The 16,297-nt window shown below is 58.7% G+C and carries 12 protein-coding genes; 8 read left to right on the plus strand and 4 right to left on the minus strand.

The genetic code is table 11. The annotated features are described in order from the left end of the window. The first annotated feature begins 200 nt into the window (after positions 1 to 200). Genes puuC through puuE form a run of 3 tightly spaced genes read left to right on the plus strand, consistent with a single transcriptional unit; the run spans position 201 to position 4,283 of the window. Positions 201 to 1,688: an aldehyde dehydrogenase PuuC gene (gene puuC / locus ABLU86_RS17895; protein ID WP_348796251.1), complete on the plus strand. Its 1,488-nt coding sequence runs from the start codon at positions 201 to 203 to the stop codon at positions 1,686 to 1,688. A 2-nt stretch (positions 1,689 to 1,690) separates the two neighbouring features. Next, complete coding sequence (locus ABLU86_RS17900; protein WP_058675570.1) at positions 1,691 to 2,971, plus strand: FAD-binding oxidoreductase; 1,281 nt, start codon at positions 1,691 to 1,693, stop codon at positions 2,969 to 2,971. A gap of 46 nt (positions 2,972 to 3,017) precedes the next feature. Further along, entirely contained in the window at positions 3,018 to 4,283 is a 1,266-nt protein-coding gene (gene puuE, locus ABLU86_RS17905; RefSeq protein ID WP_032707736.1) for a 4-aminobutyrate transaminase, read from the plus strand. Here the strand turns inward: puuE and ABLU86_RS17910 are convergent. Further along, on the minus strand, positions 4,270 to 5,265 hold the full coding sequence (locus tag ABLU86_RS17910) for a LysR substrate-binding domain-containing protein (RefSeq protein ID WP_015367267.1): 996 nt from the start codon (positions 5,263 to 5,265) through the stop codon (positions 4,270 to 4,272). The genes puuE and ABLU86_RS17910 overlap by 14 nt on opposite strands. An 82-nt stretch (positions 5,266 to 5,347) precedes the next feature. On the opposite strand from ABLU86_RS17910, the gene ABLU86_RS17915 reads away from it, so the two are divergent. From ABLU86_RS17915 to ABLU86_RS17935, 5 genes are all read left to right on the plus strand, one after another. After that, positions 5,348 to 6,433, plus strand: coding sequence for a tartrate dehydrogenase (locus ABLU86_RS17915; protein WP_015367268.1), 1,086 nt, complete (start codon positions 5,348 to 5,350; stop codon positions 6,431 to 6,433). A gap of 447 nt (positions 6,434 to 6,880) precedes the next feature. After that, positions 6,881 to 8,488: a BCCT family transporter gene (locus tag ABLU86_RS17920; RefSeq protein WP_020079181.1), complete on the plus strand. Its 1,608-nt coding sequence runs from the start codon at positions 6,881 to 6,883 to the stop codon at positions 8,486 to 8,488. Between the two features lie 37 nt (positions 8,489 to 8,525). Then, entirely contained in the window at positions 8,526 to 9,650 is a 1,125-nt protein-coding gene (gene yeaW, locus ABLU86_RS17925; RefSeq protein ID WP_020079182.1) for a carnitine monooxygenase, oxygenase subunit YeaW, read from the plus strand. A gap of 18 nt (positions 9,651 to 9,668) precedes the next feature. Further along, on the plus strand, positions 9,669 to 11,117 hold the full coding sequence (locus ABLU86_RS17930; RefSeq protein ID WP_047055954.1) for an NAD-dependent succinate-semialdehyde dehydrogenase: 1,449 nt from the start codon (positions 9,669 to 9,671) through the stop codon (positions 11,115 to 11,117). Positions 11,118 to 11,174: 57 nt separating this feature from the next. After that, entirely contained in the window at positions 11,175 to 12,140 is a 966-nt protein-coding gene (locus ABLU86_RS17935; protein WP_047058251.1) for a PDR/VanB family oxidoreductase, read from the plus strand. Between the two features lie 247 nt (positions 12,141 to 12,387). Here ABLU86_RS17935 and ABLU86_RS17940 read toward each other — a convergent pair whose 3' ends face one another. The 3 genes from ABLU86_RS17940 to ABLU86_RS17950 are packed head-to-tail and all read right to left on the minus strand — an operon-like array spanning position 12,388 to position 15,999. Further along, positions 12,388 to 13,416 carry an ABC transporter ATP-binding protein gene (locus ABLU86_RS17940; protein ID WP_047041772.1) on the minus strand — a complete coding sequence of 343 codons (1,029 nt, stop codon included), beginning with the start codon at positions 13,414 to 13,416 and terminating at the stop codon, positions 12,388 to 12,390. A gap of 1 nt (position 13,417) precedes the next feature. Further along, positions 13,418 to 14,992, minus strand: a complete 1,575-nt coding sequence (locus ABLU86_RS17945) for an iron ABC transporter permease (protein WP_032714219.1) — start codon at positions 14,990 to 14,992, stop codon at positions 13,418 to 13,420. A 23-nt stretch (positions 14,993 to 15,015) separates the two neighbouring features. After that, a complete protein-coding gene (locus tag ABLU86_RS17950; RefSeq protein WP_226926441.1) occupies positions 15,016 to 15,999 on the minus strand; it encodes an iron ABC transporter substrate-binding protein in 984 nt (327 codons plus the stop codon). Positions 16,000 to 16,297: the final 298 nt, after the last annotated feature.

Genomic DNA, 16,297 nt, shown 5'->3' on the forward strand with positions numbered 1-16,297 from the left:
ATGTAATATTTCCGCCGCGGCGAAGAACTCGCAGTAATAATACCTGCGCAGCGCGGAAATCTTATTTCCTGCTGGCCCAAAGATAATTAACGCCAGTGAATGGCGAAGAGACGGTTTTCTACCCCGGGGACGCCCTGCGCCCTGAGCCCCTGAAAACGCCGAACCCTATATTTTGCCGATGATGTTTTTAAGGAGTCATGATGAATTTTCAGCACCTGGCTTACTGGCAGGAAAAAGCGAAAAACCTGGCCATTGAAACGCGCTTATTTATTAACGGCGAATATTGCGCCGCGGCCGATAATACCACCTTCGAGACTATCGACCCTGCCGCACAGCAGACATTAGCGCAGGTCGCCCGCGGTAAAAAAGCCGATGTCGAACGGGCGGTGAAAGCCGCGCGTCAGGCTTTTGATAACGGCGACTGGTCGCAGGCCTCTCCGGCCCGGCGTAAAGCGGTTCTCACGAAATTTGCTGACCTGATGGAAACCCATTGTGAAGAGCTGGCGCTGCTGGAAACGCTCGATACCGGCAAACCGATTCGCCACAGCCTGCGCGACGATATTCCCGGCGCCGCCCGAGCCATTCGCTGGTACGCCGAAGCGCTGGATAAAGTTTATGGCGAGGTCGCGCCCACCGGCGGCAACGAGCTGGCAATGATCGTTCGTGAACCGATTGGCGTGATTGCCGCGGTAGTGCCGTGGAACTTCCCGCTGCTGCTGGCCTGCTGGAAACTCGGCCCGGCGCTGGCGGCAGGTAATAGCATAATACTCAAACCCTCGGAAAAATCGCCGCTCACCGCCCTGCGACTGGCAGGGCTTGCGAAAGAAGCCGGACTTCCGGACGGGGTGTTAAACGTGGTCAGCGGCTTTGGCCACGAGGCCGGACAGGCGCTGGCGCTGCACTCTGACGTTGAAGTCATCACCTTCACCGGATCCACACGTACCGGCAAACAGCTGCTAAAAGATTCCGGCGACAGCAATATGAAGCGCGTGTGGCTGGAAGCGGGCGGTAAGAGCGCCAATATCGTCTTCGCCGACTGTCCGGATCTGCAAAAAGCGGTCAACGCCACCGCCGGCGGTATCTTCTATAACCAGGGGCAGGTCTGCATCGCCGGCACCCGCCTGCTGCTGGAAGAGAGCATCGCCGACGAGTTCCTGGCATTACTGAAAGTACAGGCGCAAAACTGGCAGCCGGGTAATCCGCTCGATCCCGATACCACCATGGGAATGTTAATTGATAACGCCCATGCCGACAGCGTGCACAGCTTTATCCGCGGCGGAGAAACCAAAAGCACGCTATTCCTCGACGGGCGAAAAAATCCGTGGCCTGCCGCCGTCGGCCCGACCATTTTCGTCGATGTCGATCCGACATCAACCCTCAGCCGCGAAGAAATCTTCGGCCCGGTGCTGGTCGTCACGCGCTTCAAAAGCGAAGAAGAGGCGCTGCAGCTGGCCAACGACAGCGACTACGGTCTTGGCGCCGCGGTGTGGACCCGCGATCTGTCGCGCGCCCACCGCATGAGTCGCCGCCTGAAGGCCGGCTCGGTCTTCGTCAACAACTACAACGATGGTGATATGACCGTTCCGTTCGGCGGCTATAAGCAGAGCGGCAACGGGCGCGATAAATCGCTGCACGCGCTGGAAAAATTCACCGAACTGAAAACCATCTGGATTGCTCTGGAGTCTTGATCATGACTGAACATACCACTAGCTACTACGCCGCCAGCGCCAATAAATATGAACCGTTCCCGACGCTGGAGGAATCAATCACCTGTGATGTCTGCGTCGTCGGCGGCGGCTACACCGGCCTCTCCTCGGCCCTGCATCTGGCCGAAATGGGTTACGACGTGGTGGTGCTGGAAGGCGCGCGTATCGGCTTCGGCGCCAGCGGCCGTAACGGCGGACAGCTGGTTAACTCCTATAGCCGCGATATCGACGTTATTGAGAAGAACTACGGCCCGGATGCGGCCAAAATGCTCGGCAGCATGATGTTCGAAGGCGGCGATATTATTCGCGAGCGCATTCAGCGCTACCAGATCCAGTGCGATTACCGCCCAGGCGGCCTGTTTGTGGCCATGAACCATAAGCAAATGGAAACGCTGGAAGAGCAAAAAGCCAACTGGGAGCGCTACGGCAATACCCAACTGGAGCTGCTCGACAGCCATGCCATTCGTCGCGAAGTAGACAGCGACCGCTACGTCGGCGCCCTGCTCGACCACAGCGGCGGCCATATTCACCCGCTGAACCTCGCCATCGGCGAAGCGGACGCCATTCGTCTTAACGGCGGCCGGGTGTATGAGCAGTCGCTGGTGACCCGAATTCAACACACCAGTCCGGCGGTGGTCAGTACCGCTCGCGGCCAGGTAACCGCGCGCTATGTGATCGTCGCCGGTAACGCCTATCTCGGCGACAAGCTTGAGCCGGAACTGGCGAAACGCAGCATGCCGTGCGGCACTCAGGTCGTGACGACCGCACCGCTGCCGGAAGCGCTCGCCCGCTCGCTGATCCCGAAAAACTACTGTGTGGAAGACTGTAACTACCTGCTGGACTACTACCGTCTTACCGGCGACAACCGCCTGCTGTACGGCGGCGGCGTGGTCTACGGCGCCCGTGACCCGGACGACGTAGAGCGTCTGATTATGCCGAAACTGCTGAAAACCTTCCCGCAGCTGCAGGGGGTGAAAATTGACTACCGCTGGACCGGCAACTTCCTGCTGACCCTGTCGCGTATGCCGCAGTTCGGCCGTCTCGATAACAATATTTACTACATGCAGGGCTACAGCGGCCACGGCGTGACCTGTACCCATCTGGCCGGACGCTTGATTTCAGAACTGCTGCGCGGCGATGCCGAGCGCTTCGATGCTTTTGCCAAACTGCCGCACTACCCGTTCCCGGGCGGGCGCAGCCTGCGAATTCCTTTTACCGCCATGGGCGCCGCCTACTACAGCCTGCGCGACCGCCTTGGGGTCTGATTTGCCGTTCGGTTCCGTGATTAACTTTTGCTAAAGGGTGTTTATTATGAGCAACAATGAATTCCATCAGCGTCGTCTTTCCGCTACCCCGCGCGGGGTGGGCGTTATGTGCAACTTCTTTGCCCAGAGCGCGCAAAACGCCACCTTGACCGATGTCGAAGGCAATGAATATATCGATTTCGCCGCCGGCATCGCGGTGCTGAATACCGGTCATCGCCATCCGCGGATGGTCGCCGCGGTTGAACAGCAGCTACAGCAATTTACCCATACCGCCTATCAGATCGTGCCTTATGAAAGCTATGTGTCGCTGGCGGAGAAGCTCAACGAACTGGCGCCGGTAAAAGGTCCGGCAAAAACCGCCTTCTTCTCTACCGGCGCGGAAGCGGTCGAAAACGCGGTGAAAATCGCCCGTGCCCATACCGGACGCCCGGGCGTTATCGCCTTCGGCGGCGGTTTCCATGGCCGTACCTATATGACGATGGCGCTAACCGGTAAGGTCGCGCCGTACAAACTGGGCTTCGGGCCGTTCCCCGGCTCGGTATACCACGTGCCGTACCCGTCAGCGCTGCACGGTATCAGCACCGCCGATTCGATTACCGCCCTTGAACGCCTGTTCAAAGCCGATATCGAAGCCAAACAGGTGGCGGCGATTATTTTCGAACCGGTACAGGGCGAAGGCGGTTTTAACGTCGCGCCGAAAGAGCTGGTTGCCGCAGTACGCCGCCTCTGCGATGAGCACGGCATCGTGATGATTGCCGATGAAGTACAGAGCGGCTTTGCCCGCACCGGTAAATTGTTCGCCATGGATCACTATGTCGATAAACCGGATCTGATGACGATGGCCAAAAGCCTGGCGGGCGGCATGCCGCTTTCCGGTGTGGTTGGTAACGCGCAGATTATGGATGCCCCGGCGCCGGGCGGCTTAGGCGGCACCTACGCCGGCAACCCGCTGGCGGTGGCGGCCGCGCATGCGGTGCTGGATATCATTGATAACGAAGCGCTGTGCGAGCGCGCCCAGTTCCTCGGCGAGCGCCTGCTGGCGACGCTACAGGAAGTTAAGGGCTGGTGTCCGGCGCTGGTGGAAGCGCGCGGCGTGGGTTCGATGATCGCCGCCGAGTTCTTCGATCCGGCGACCGGCGAACCGTCGGCGGCGATTGCGCAGAAAATCCAGCAGCAGGCGCTGGAGCAGGGCTTGCTGTTGTTGACCTGCGGCCAGTATGGCAACGTTATTCGCTTCCTCTATCCGTTGACCATCCCGGATGCCCAATTCTCCCGCGCGCTGACGATTCTGCAGAGCGTCACTCGTCTGTAACGCCCTCCGCCGGCGGCGCTGGTCGCCGGCTGTTTTCCTCGCTGCTGACGATACACTGCTGGGGATAGTGTTGCTGAAAATAGTGGCGCAGAAACTCCACGGTGGTGCGAATTTTGGCTGAGGTCGCCAGCCGCGACACGTAGACCGCCCAGACGTTGGCGGGCTGGAAGTAGTCCGGCAGCACGTGCACCAGATGGCCGCTGGCGATATTTTCACTGACATCCCACCATGAGCGTAACGCAATGCCCTGCCCATCCAGACACCACTGATGCACAATCTCTCCATGGTTGGAGGAGAGCGGCCCGGTCACCTTGATCGCGTGCTGACCCTCTTTGCTATGCAATTGCCAGACGCCAAACGGATGGTCGCGCTCTTTAATCACCAGACAGGGCAAGGTAGCCAGATCGCTAAGCTGCTTCGGCTGCGGATGGCGGGCAAGAAACTGCGGCGACGCGCAGAGAATACGGTGGTTGGTCGCCAGCTTGCGGGCAATCAGATTCGGCGCGATATCGTCGCCGACGCGAATATCGAGATCCACCCCTTCATTGACTAAATCCACCAGCCGGTCCTGGACATCGAAGCGCAGCTCAAGTTGTGGGTACTGGCGCGCCAGCGCCGACAGCGCCGGCGCCACCACCCGACGGCCAAAACCAAAGCTGCTGATAATACGCAGCGTTCCCTGCGGTACCTGACGCACGTCGGAAAGCTCGTCCATCATCTCATCCACATCCTGCAGAATGCGCTGCGCCCATTCGTAGATCCGCTCCCCCTCTTCGGTAATGGTGACCCGACGGGTGGTACGGTGCAGCAACATCACATGCAGGGTTTGCTCCAGCAGCGAAACCCGCTTGCTGACAAACGCCGGTGAGACGCCAAGCTCCTCGGCGGCGGCGGCAAAACCGGCCCGGCGAGCGACCAGCATGAACACGCGTAAATCATTTAGCAGCGGCAGATTATTCATGATCTGTGTTTTATGTTTCACCAGTTAGCGTGATTAATTATGAACCAGTCAATTATAGGATAGGCAGGTGGTCAAACATCATCGCTAAAAAGTGAGAACCGGAATGAAAAAAACCTGTCGTATTGCCGCCATCCCCGGTGACGGAATTGGTAAAGAAGTTCTGCCTGAAGGTATTCGCGTGCTGCAAGCCGCCGCGCAGCGTTGGGATCTGTCGCTGAGCTTCGAGCAGATGGAGTGGGCAAGCTGCGAATATTACGCCCATCACGGCAAGATGATGCCGGACGACTGGCGCGAGCAGTTGCAGGGCTTCGATGCTATCTATTTCGGCGCCGTCGGCTGGCCGGATACCGTCCCCGACCATATCTCGCTTTGGGGGTCGCTGCTGAAGTTCCGCCGTGAGTTCGATCAGTACGTCAACCTGCGCCCGGTGCGCCTGTTCCCCGGCGTCCCCTGTCCGCTGGCAGGTAAAAAGGCCGGCGACATCGATTTTTACGTGGTGCGCGAAAATACCGAAGGCGAATATTCCGCCCTCGGCGGCCGCGCCAATGAAGGCACCGAGCATGAAGTGGTGATTCAGGAGTCGGTCTTCACCCGCCGCGGCGTTGACCGAATCCTGCGCTACGCCTTTGAGCTGGCGCAAAGCCGCCCGCGTAAAACGCTGACCTCAGCAACCAAATCTAACGGCCTTGCGATCAGCATGCCCTACTGGGATGAGCGCGTGGAAGAGATGGCCAAAAGCTATCCTGAAATTCGCTGGGACAAGCAGCATATCGATATTCTCTGCGCCCGCTTCGTGCTGCAGCCGGAACGTTTCGACGTGGTCGTCGGCTCCAATTTGTTTGGCGATATTCTGTCGGATCTCGGCCCGGCCTGTACCGGCACTATCGGTATTGCGCCGTCGGCTAACCTGAACCCAGAGCGGACCTTCCCGTCGCTGTTCGAACCGGTTCACGGGTCGGCGCCGGATATCTACGGTAAAAATATCGCCAACCCGATAGCTACCGTTTGGGCCGGGGCGATGATGCTCGATTTCCTCGGAAACGGCGACGAGCGCTACCATGCCGCGCACAACGGCATTCTGGCGGCGATAGAGCAGGTGATCGCCAGCGGGCCGAAAACCCCGGACATGAAAGGCAACGCCTCAACGCAGCAGGTCAGCGACGCTATCTGCAAGGCCATTTTGGCGTAATTACCCCGCCGCTCCCCGGTGGCGCTCCGCTTACCGGGGCTACAATGGCACGATAATATCACCCGGCTAAGGCGGTACCCGCCACCCGGCAATAAACGGCACCGCGAGTAGCCCGGGTAAGGCGTAGCCGCTACCCGGGAAAACCCGCACGCCTGGCCTGCCAACTCCCCTCTCTCCTCTGAATGCAGAATCCCCCACGATTGACAAGTGAACCGCATCACAGCGGCGAACTTTATTGATTCCTGAAAGGAAAGAACCTGCGCCAATTCACCTTTTATTATTTCCGTTCCGTGTTTTATTGCTTCACGAATCGGCCAATTGTTTAATTCATGTAACGAAGAAATAATCCAATTGTTAATAGCATTTTGCTACGAACCCTGACCCTACAGCGTGATAACAACGACAGGCTAAAGCCACCGACGGGCAACCGTGCCCAGGAGATCACTCATGTTGAGCAACGTAAAGAAAAAAGATGTGCCGCTGATTGTCATCAGCCTGGCGGCCATTGTTTTCATCGCCGCTACATTAAGTCTCTTCCCCCAACAAACCGCCCAGGCGGCTAATTCGATTTTTAACGGCGTCACCCGCCTGCTGGGTTCCGCGGTACAGGTGCTGGTGCTGCTGGCGCTGGGACTGGTGTTATATCTGGCCACCAGCAAATACGGCAATATCCGGCTCGGCGAAGGCAAAGCCGAGTACAGCACTCTCTCATGGCTGTTTATGTTTATCTGCGCCGGACTCGGCTCCTCTACCCTGTACTGGGGTGTTGCCGAGTGGGCTTATTACTACCAGACCCCTGGCCTGAATATTGCGCCGCATTCAGCAAAAGCGCTGGAATACAGCATCCCGTACTCTTTCTTCCACTGGGGCATTAGCGCGTGGGCGACCTACACCCTCGCCTCGCTGATCATGGCCTATCACTTCCACGTGCGGAAAAATAAGGGCCTCAGCCTTTCCGGGATCATTTCGGCGATCACCGGCGTTAATCCGCAGGGCTTTTGGGGCCGCCTGGTCGATCTGATGTTCCTGATCGCCACCGTCGGCGCGTTAACCATTTCGTTGGTGGTCACAGCCGCCACCTTCACCCGCGGCCTGTCAGCTCTCACCGGACTGCCGGATAACTTCACCGTCCAGGCGTTTGTGATCCTGCTCTCCGGCGGTATTTTCTGCATGAGTTCGTGGATTGGTATCAACAACGGCCTGCAGCGTCTGAGCAAAATGGTCGGCTGGGGGGCGTTCCTGCTGCCGTTGGTGGTATTACTGATCGGCCCGACCGAGTTCATCACCAATAACATCATCAACGCCATCGGTCTGACGAGCCAAAACTTTCTGCAGATGAGCCTGTTTACCGACCCGCTCGGCGACGGCGCCTTTACCCGCAACTGGACCGTCTTCTACTGGTTGTGGTGGATCTCCTATACCCCTGGGGTGGCGATGTTCGTCACCCGCGTCTCCCGCGGCCGTAAGATTAAAGAGGTGATCTGGGGGCTTATCCTCGGCAGCACCGTCGGCTGCTGGTTCTTCTTCGGGGTGATGGAAAGCTATGCCATGCATCAGTTCGTCAACGGCGTGATTAACGTGCCGCAGGTCATGCAGACCCTCGGCGGCGAAACCGCCGTCCAGCAGGTGCTGATGTCGCTGCCGGCGGGCAAGCTGTTCCTCGCCGCCTATCTGTTCGTGATGATTGTTTTCCTCGCTTCGCACATGGATGCGGTGGCTTACACCATGGCGGCGACCAGTACCCGTAACCTGCGCGAAGGCGAGGATCCGGATCGCGGCATGCGCCTGTTCTGGTGCGTGGTGATAACCCTTATCCCGCTATCGATTCTGTTTACCGGCGCTTCGCTGGAAACCATGAAAACCACCGTGGTGCTAACCGCCTTACCGTTCCTTGCCATTTTACTGATCAAGACCGGCGGCTTTGTACGCTGGCTAAAACAGGACTACGCCCACGTGCCTGTGCATCAGATAGAAACCCATACGCCCGAGCCGATCGTTAAAGCCGAGACGCTGCCGGTTGGCGCGGTACTCAAAGGCGACGGCCAGTCGCTGTAAAAAACGCTTACTGACAATAATCACAAGGTGACCCTACATGAGCAATTTAAGCCCTGACTTTACCCTGCCGATTAACTTTTGCGCCAACCCACAGGACGCCTGGACCATTCCGGCCCGTTTTTACACCGACAGCCAGGCGTTTGAGCACGAGAAAGAGCGTATCTTCGCCAATAGCTGGATTTGCGTCGCCCACGGCAGCGAAGTCGCCAGGCCGAACGATTACATTACCCGGGAGATCATCGGCGAAAATATCGTTATCGTCCGCGGGCGCGACAACATTCTGCGCGCCTTCTATAACGTCTGCCCGCACCGCGGCCACCAGTTGCTGAGCGGCGAGGGTAAAGCCAAAAACGTGATTACCTGCCCCTATCACGCCTGGGCCTTCAAGCTGGACGGCAATCTCGCCCACGCCCGCAACTGCGAAAACGTGGAGAATTTCGATAGCGATAAGGCAACGCTTGTGCCGGTTCGCCTTGAAGAGTATGCCGGCTTTGTGTTTATCAATATGAACCCGCAAGCGGAGAGCGTGGAAACGCAGCTACCGGGGCTGCAGGACAAAGTGCTGGAAGCCTGCCCGGATGTTCATGAGCTGAAACTGGCGGCGCGCTTTACCACTCTTACCCCGGCGAACTGGAAAAATATCGTCGATAACTATCTGGAATGTTACCACTGCGGTCCTGCGCATCCAGGCTTCTCGGATTCCGTGCAGGTTGACCGTTACTGGCACACCATGCACGGCAAATGGACGCTGCAGTATGGCTTCGCCAAACCGTCCGAGCAGTCCTTTAAATTCGAAGAAGGCACCGACGCCGCGTTCCACGGTTTCTGGCTGTGGCCGTGCACCATGCTCAACGTCACGCCGATCAAGGGCATGATGACCGTCATTTATGAATTCCCGGTGGATGAAGAGACCACCCTGCAGAATTACGACATCTATTTCACCAACGAAGAGCTGACCGACGAGCAGAAAGCGCTGATTGAGTGGTATCGCGACGTGTTCCGCCCGGAAGATTTGCGCCTGGTGGAAAGCGTGCAGAAAGGGCTAAAGTCCCGCGGCTATCGTGGACAGGGGCGCATTATGGCGGATAACAGCGGCAGCGGGATCTCCGAGCACGGGATCGCGCATTTCCACAATCTGGTCGCCCAGGTGTTCCAGCCGTAATTGTTGAAGGAGTTAGCCATGTCCGTATTTCACTCAAATCTGTTTCGCCAGCAGGCGCTGATTGCCGGAAGCTGGCGCGACGCCGCCGACGGTACATCGCTTGCCGTCAGCAATCCCTCCACCGGCGCGATGCTCGGCCAAATCCCCAATATGGGACGAGCGGAAGCGCAGCAGGCGGTGGATGCCGCCGCAGCCGCGCTGCCGGCATGGCGCGCGCTTACCGCCGCCCAGCGCGCCGCGCTATTGAAGAACTGGCACCGCCTGATCCTCGAAAACAAGACCGCGCTGGCGCAGATAATGACCGCCGAGCAGGGCAAGCCGCTGGCGGAAGCGGAAAGCGAAATCGCCTATGCCGCCTCGTTTATTGAGTGGTTTGCCGAACAAGGGAAACGCGCCAACGGCGAAATAATCCCTTCCCCCGGCGCCGATAAACGCCTGATGGTGATCCGCCAGGGCGTGGGGGTCTGCGCGGCGATCACCCCGTGGAACTTCCCGGCGGCGATGATCACCCGTAAGGCCGGCCCGGCGCTGGCCGCGGGTTGTACGATGGTAATTAAGCCTGCCAATGAAACGCCGTTTACCGCGCTGGCGATGGCGGAACTGGCGAATCAGGCCGGGATCCCGCAGGGCGTCATTAACGTTGTCACCGGCCAGTCGCGTGAGATTGGCGCGGTGCTCACCGGCGATGAGCGGGTGCGTAAGCTCTCCTTTACCGGTTCGACCGAAGTCGGCCGCGTGCTGATGCGCCAGTGCGCGGAATCCATCAAAAAGCTCTCTTTAGAGCTCGGCGGTAACGCGCCGTTTATCGTCTTTGACGACGCCGATATCGATAAAGCGGTCGAGGGGGCGCTGATCGCCAAGTTCCGCAACGCCGGGCAAACCTGCGTCTGCGTCAACCGCTTCTATATTCATCGCGCCGTCTACGACCAATTCTGCGATAAGTTCGTTGCCCGCGTCGCCGCCCTGAAAGTGGGCGATGGCAGCGAGTCCGATGTCCAGATTGGCCCGCTTATAAATGCCGATGCCGGACGCAAAGTGCAGTCCCTGCTCGACGACGCCATGAGCCGCGGCGCCACGCTGTTAACCGGCGGAAAAGCGCATCCGCTTGGCGGTAATTTCTTCACCCCTACGGTTATCGGCGACGTACAGCCGAGGTCACTGCTGCTGCAGGAAGAGATCTTCGGCCCGGTGGCCGCGCTGGTGAAATTTGAGGATGAGCAGCAGGTCATCAAGCAGGCCAATAACACCATCTACGGTCTCGCCTCCTATTTTTACAGCAACGATGCCGCCCGTATCTGGCGCGTCTCCGAGCAACTGGAATACGGCATGGTCGGCATCAATACCGGGCTGATTTCCAACGAAGTCGCGCCATTTGGCGGAGTGAAACAGTCGGGTCTTGGCCGCGAAGGCTCGGAACACGGAATCGAAGATTACCTGGAGATGAAGTATCTCTGCCAGGGGTTGTAAATATCCTCTCCCGGCGACGGCACTGGTCACGCCGGGATTTTTTGATGGAGTTCCGCGATGTCTGATTATCAAATGTTTGAGACGATCGTTCGCGATGTTGAACAGATCACCGCCCAGGTTAAGCGTTTTACGCTGGTGTCGCCGACCGGCGCCCCGCTGCCGGGATTCAGCGGCGGTAGCCATATTATCGTCCAGATGCAGGATGGCGAGCAGCGCTACAGCAATGCCTATTCGCTCATGAGCTCGCCGCTGGATACCACCAGCTGGCAGATTGCGGTGCGTCTTGAGTCGCCTTCCAAAGGCGGCTCGCGTTTTATGCATCAGCAGGTGCGACCGGGCGATACCCTGACGGTGTCCACCCCCAACAACCTGTTCGCCATCGAACCGCAGGCGCGCAAGCATCTGCTGATCGCCGGCGGCATCGGCATTACGCCGTTTTTAGCGCATATTCCTGAACTGGAACAGCAGCAGGCTGACTGGCAGCTGCACTACTGTTTCCACGACGCCGACAATAATGCTTTCGTCGATGCGCTCAGCGCAGCGCCGTGGCGCGACCGGGTCGATATTCACATATCAGCGCTCGGCAGCCGTCTCGACCTGTCGCGCCTGTTCGCCGATATCGAACCCGGCACCCACATCTATACCTGCGGCCCGGCAGCGCTTAACGAGGCGGTGAAAGCCGCCGCCGAACGGTATCAGGTTCCCGCCAGCCAGCTGCACTTTGAGCAATTTATCGTTGAAGATAAAGGCGGAGAGGCATTTACCCTGGTGCTGGCGCGTTCCGGACGCGAATTTACCGTGCCGCAGGATATGACCATTCTGCAGGTGATCGAGAATAACAAAGCGGCGAAAGTGGAATGTCTGTGCCGCGAAGGGGTGTGCGGCACCTGCGAAACGATGATTCTGGAGGGCGAAGCCGACCACCGCGATCAGTATTACAGCGATGAAGAGAAAGCCAGCCAGCAGAGTATGCTGATCTGCTGCTCACGCGCTAAAGGCGGCCGGTTAGTGCTGGATTTATAGCTCGCTCTCCGGCCAGCGGCGCTGGCCGGAGAGACAATCACAGTTCCAGCTCGCACCGCAATAAGAATGGACTGACCCCGCGGAAATATTCCAACGACCTACCACTCCATGGCGACGAGATCAGTGGCGCGGATACTAAAGCGTTCGCTGGTAGCGTAATTAGCACAATGTGCTACATCAGCAGCGAATTAACGCATCTCCGCGCCAAATCAATTTTTATCCCGGCTGAACGTTCAGCTTTTCACCGCTATGCGCAAAATATCCGCGCCTGACCAATAACGTCCAGGCGAACCGCGGCGCCAGCTTGCCAGGCGGCCTGGCTGACGGTTTTCAGCACCAGCGGCATCGATTGCCCCGCCGCGCTCACGGTCAGCGTCGAGATATGGCCGGCGAAATCGACATCCACGATGCGAAAGGCGCTCTCCTGCGGCGCGCACGACGACACCCGCAGTTGTTCCGGGCGCAACATCACGCGTCCGCGGCCGCTGGCGTGAGGATCGTCGGTCGGCAACTCGCCGATGGCGCAACGGGCGCGCCCTTCCATGAGCTCGGCGTCGAGCACCAGCGCATCGCCAAGAAATAGCGCGGTGGCCTCGTCAACCGGACGCGAGTAGACCTCGAACGGCGTCCCTACCTGAGCGAAACGCCCCTGCCGCATCACCGCGACCTGACTTGCAAACGACAGCGCCTCCGTCTGGTCGTGAGTGACCAGGATCGAGGCTACGCCAGCCTCGGCCAGCAGATCGGCGGTGGCTTTGCGCGTCGCCGCCCGCAGCCCGGTATCCAGCGCCGAGAAAGGTTCATCCAGCAACATCAGGGATGGCCGCTGGGCCAACGCGCGCGCCAGCGCAACCCGCTGCTGCTGGCCGCCGGAAATTTCATGCGGCCAGTGGTTCGCTAATGTCGCATCTAACGCCACCATCTCCATCAGTGCGGCCACCCGACGGCGTTTCTCTTCGCGACTGCAATCGAGTCCCCAGGCAATATTATCTGCGACGTTAAGATGGGGGAACAGCGCCCCTTCCTGCGGCACGAAACCGATCCCGCGCTGATGCGCCGGCACAAACACGCCTTCGGCAAACAAGGTATTGCCCTGCAGAACGATTCGCCCGTTGTCGGGGGTTTCAAAACCGGCAAGAATCCGCAGCAGCGTGGTTTTACCGGAACCCGACGGGCCGACAATGGCGGTACGGCTTCCCGGCGCCACGGTCAGATTAAGGTTATCGAGCACCAGCGCGTCGGCGAAAGATTTCGAGATAGAAGACAATTCCAGCATGTTACAACCCTGCAATTTTTTTCGACTGCACATAAAGAACCGCCGTCAGCGGCAGCGAAATCACGATCATCAGCATCGCATAGGGCGCCGCGGCGACGTAGTCGATCTCGCTGGTCAACGCCCAAAAACCGGTCGACAGCGTGCGGGTGCCTAACGGCGATAGCAGCAACGTCGCGGTGAGCTCGTTGCTCACGCCAAGAAACACCAGCGCGGCGCCAGCGGCCGCTCCCGGCGCGGCCAGCCGCATGGTGACGCTCCATAAGGCGCGGGCCGGGCTGCGCCCAAGGCTACGGGCGACATTTTCCAGCTCAACCGGCGCCTGGGCGATACCGGCGCGCAGGTTAATCAGCGCTCGCGGCATAAACATCAGCAGGTAGGCAAGGAACAGGGTCACCTCGGTCTGGTACACCGGACGGGCATAGTGGATGGTGACCGTCACCAGCGCCAGCGCGGTGACGATACCCGGCAGTGAGCTGGTGATGTAATTACAGCCTTCCAGCAGGCGAAACAGCCGGCGCGGATAACGCACGCCGAGCCAGGCGATAGGAATTGCGCAGGCGGTGGTCAGCAGCGCGCCGCCCGCGCCCAGCAGCAGGGTCTGGCGCAGCGAATGCCAAAGATCGGCATGCAGCCAGTTCTCCACCCCGCCAAGCCATAGCCAGCGGCACAGCACCAGCAGCGGGACGCCCATCGCCAGCATCACCAGCGTCAACAGCAGCAGTTGCGCGGTCCATGCGGCCACGTTCCCCAACGGACGTCGCTTCTGTTCGCGCGCCGCGCCGGCGCCGATGCGCGCGTAGCGCGCTTTACCGCGCGAAACGCTCTCCAGTAGCAGGATCGCCAGGCAACACAGCGCCAGCACACCCGCCAGCATATTCGCCGCCGGGCCGCTAAAGGTGGACTGGAACTGGTCATAAATGGCGGTGGTGAAGGTATCGAAGCGAATCATCACATACAGGCCATATTCTGCCAGCAGATGCAGCGCCACCAGCAGCGCACCGCCGCAGATAGCCAACCGCAGCTGCGGCAGCACCACGCGGAAGAAAACCTTCCACGGCGGCGTACCCAACGAGGCGGCAACATCTTCCAGCGTCGGATCGAGACGACGGAGCACCGCCGCCACCGGCATGTAGATAAAAGGATAGTAGGCCAGCACCGAGAGGAACACCCCGGCGGACAGGCCGTGCAGCGAGGGAACCGCGCTGACCCAGGCATAGCTCTGGACAAATGCCGGGATAGCCAGCGGCGCGACCGCCAGCGCCGACCATAGCTGACGCCCGGCAAGCGCGGTGCGTTCAGTGAGCCAGGCCACTGCCACGCCCAGTACGATAGAGATAGGCACCGCCAGCAGCGTCAGCCACAGCGTATTGCTGAGCAGTTCAGCTACCCGCGGGCGAAACACCAGTGCTTTAATGGTCGGCCAGCCGGTCTCAATCCCCACCGCGGCCACAAAACCTAACGGCAGTAACGCCATTACTGAAAACAGTACAGCTAAGGCAACCATCGGAAATGCAGGACGCCTGCGCTCGGGCAGGCGTCCTGTTTTCTTTCCGAGTACCAGACTCAGGACAGACATAGATAAATCACTTCAGCATCAAATTACAGCAAGCCAGCCTGGGTCATCAGGTCGATCACTTTTTTGCTATTCAGCGTTGACGGCTCTACCTTCGGCGCGTCCAGCTCTTTCAGCGGCGTCAGTTTCGGGTTAGAGGCGGCATTCACGCCCACCGCATATTCGAAAGCATTATTGGTACGCAGCTCATCCTGACCCTGCTTGCCGGTGATCCATTTGATAAAGGCCTGCGCCTGCTCTTTATGTTTGCTGGACGCCAGTACGCCGCCGCCGGAGATACTCACGAAAGCGCCCGGATCCTGGTTTTTAAAGTAATACAGCCTGGTGTTTTTGCTGTTCTCGCCGGTTTTCGCCTGGTCGACAAAGCGGTAATAGTGGTAGATCACCCCGCCGTCGATTTGCCCGGCGTTGACCGCTTTCATTACCGTGCTGTTGCCTTTGTAGGCCACGAAGTTCGTTTTCATCGCCTTCAGCCAGTCGAGCGTCGCTTTTTCGCCCTTCAACGCTAGCATGGCACTAACGATGGCCTGGAAGTCTGCGCCCGATGGAGAGGCGGCCCAGCGCCCTTTCCACTCAGGTTTCGCCAGGTCCATCAGCGAATGCGGCAGCTGAGATTCGCTGATTTTCGCCGGGTTATAGACGAAAACGGTGCTGCGGGCAGCAATGCCAATCCAGCGGCCGTGCTCAGGACGATACTGCGGCGCGACCTGATTCAGCGTCACGGCATCCAGCGGCGCAAACAGTTTGGCATTATCAACCAACACCATTGAAGGTGAGTTTTCGGTCAGGAAGACATCCGCCGGCGAGGCTGACCCCTCCTGCACCAGTTGATTACCCAATTCGCTATCGTCGCCGTTGCGCAGCGTGACTTTAATACCGGTTTCTTTGGTAAAGCCGTCAACCCAGGATTTCACCAGGTTTTCATGCTGGGCGTTATACACCACAATGCCGTCGCCATTGTCAGCAGCCATAACCTGCGGAGCGGTAAACAGAGCCGAAGCAGCGAGCATCGCCGCGCAATATGCCGATAAGCGGAAATTCATAAGCTAATCCTTAGTATGGGTAGTCGAAAAGCCGTGGAGAAACCGGGTTGGCACGGATTAAATCGCAGAGGAATGTGAATGATAATGAAAACAATTACCATCATTTTAAAAAAGTGAAAAACACCGCCAATTAGAATTTCCTGATGACAAAATGCTTATTTCAACGCGCGACCGAAACAAACATTAAGACAACATTAAGCCAGCAGATTTAAATATTATCGCTGTTTAAAATCTTGATCGTCTTCACAGATTCTCTCCGCGACAC

The sequence above is a fragment of the Klebsiella sp. JN_Kp121 genome (assembly GCF_040062145.1).
In the GTDB taxonomy this organism is placed as follows: domain Bacteria; phylum Pseudomonadota; class Gammaproteobacteria; order Enterobacterales; family Enterobacteriaceae; genus Klebsiella; species Klebsiella aerogenes.

Excerpts from the sequence above, each read along its gene's own strand:
- puuC (WP_348796251.1), top strand. The coding sequence starts at position 201 with ATGAATTTTCAGCACCTGGCTTACTGGCAGGAAAAAGCGAAAAACCTG.
- ABLU86_RS17900 (WP_058675570.1), top strand. The coding sequence starts at position 1,691 with ATGACTGAACATACCACTAGCTACTACGCCGCCAGCGCCAATAAATAT.
- puuE (WP_032707736.1), top strand. The coding sequence starts at position 3,018 with ATGAGCAACAATGAATTCCATCAGCGTCGTCTTTCCGCTACCCCGCGC.
- ABLU86_RS17915 (WP_015367268.1), top strand. The coding sequence starts at position 5,348 with ATGAAAAAAACCTGTCGTATTGCCGCCATCCCCGGTGACGGAATTGGT.
- ABLU86_RS17920 (WP_020079181.1), top strand. The coding sequence starts at position 6,881 with ATGTTGAGCAACGTAAAGAAAAAAGATGTGCCGCTGATTGTCATCAGC.
- yeaW (WP_020079182.1), top strand. The coding sequence starts at position 8,526 with ATGAGCAATTTAAGCCCTGACTTTACCCTGCCGATTAACTTTTGCGCC.
- ABLU86_RS17930 (WP_047055954.1), top strand. The coding sequence starts at position 9,669 with ATGTCCGTATTTCACTCAAATCTGTTTCGCCAGCAGGCGCTGATTGCC.
- ABLU86_RS17935 (WP_047058251.1), top strand. The coding sequence starts at position 11,175 with ATGTCTGATTATCAAATGTTTGAGACGATCGTTCGCGATGTTGAACAG.
- ABLU86_RS17940 (WP_047041772.1), bottom strand. The coding sequence starts at position 13,416 with ATGCTGGAATTGTCTTCTATCTCGAAATCTTTCGCCGACGCGCTGGTG.
- ABLU86_RS17945 (WP_032714219.1), bottom strand. The coding sequence starts at position 14,992 with ATGTCTGTCCTGAGTCTGGTACTCGGAAAGAAAACAGGACGCCTGCCC.
- ABLU86_RS17950 (WP_226926441.1), bottom strand. The coding sequence starts at position 15,999 with ATGCTCGCTGCTTCGGCTCTGTTTACCGCTCCGCAGGTTATGGCTGCT.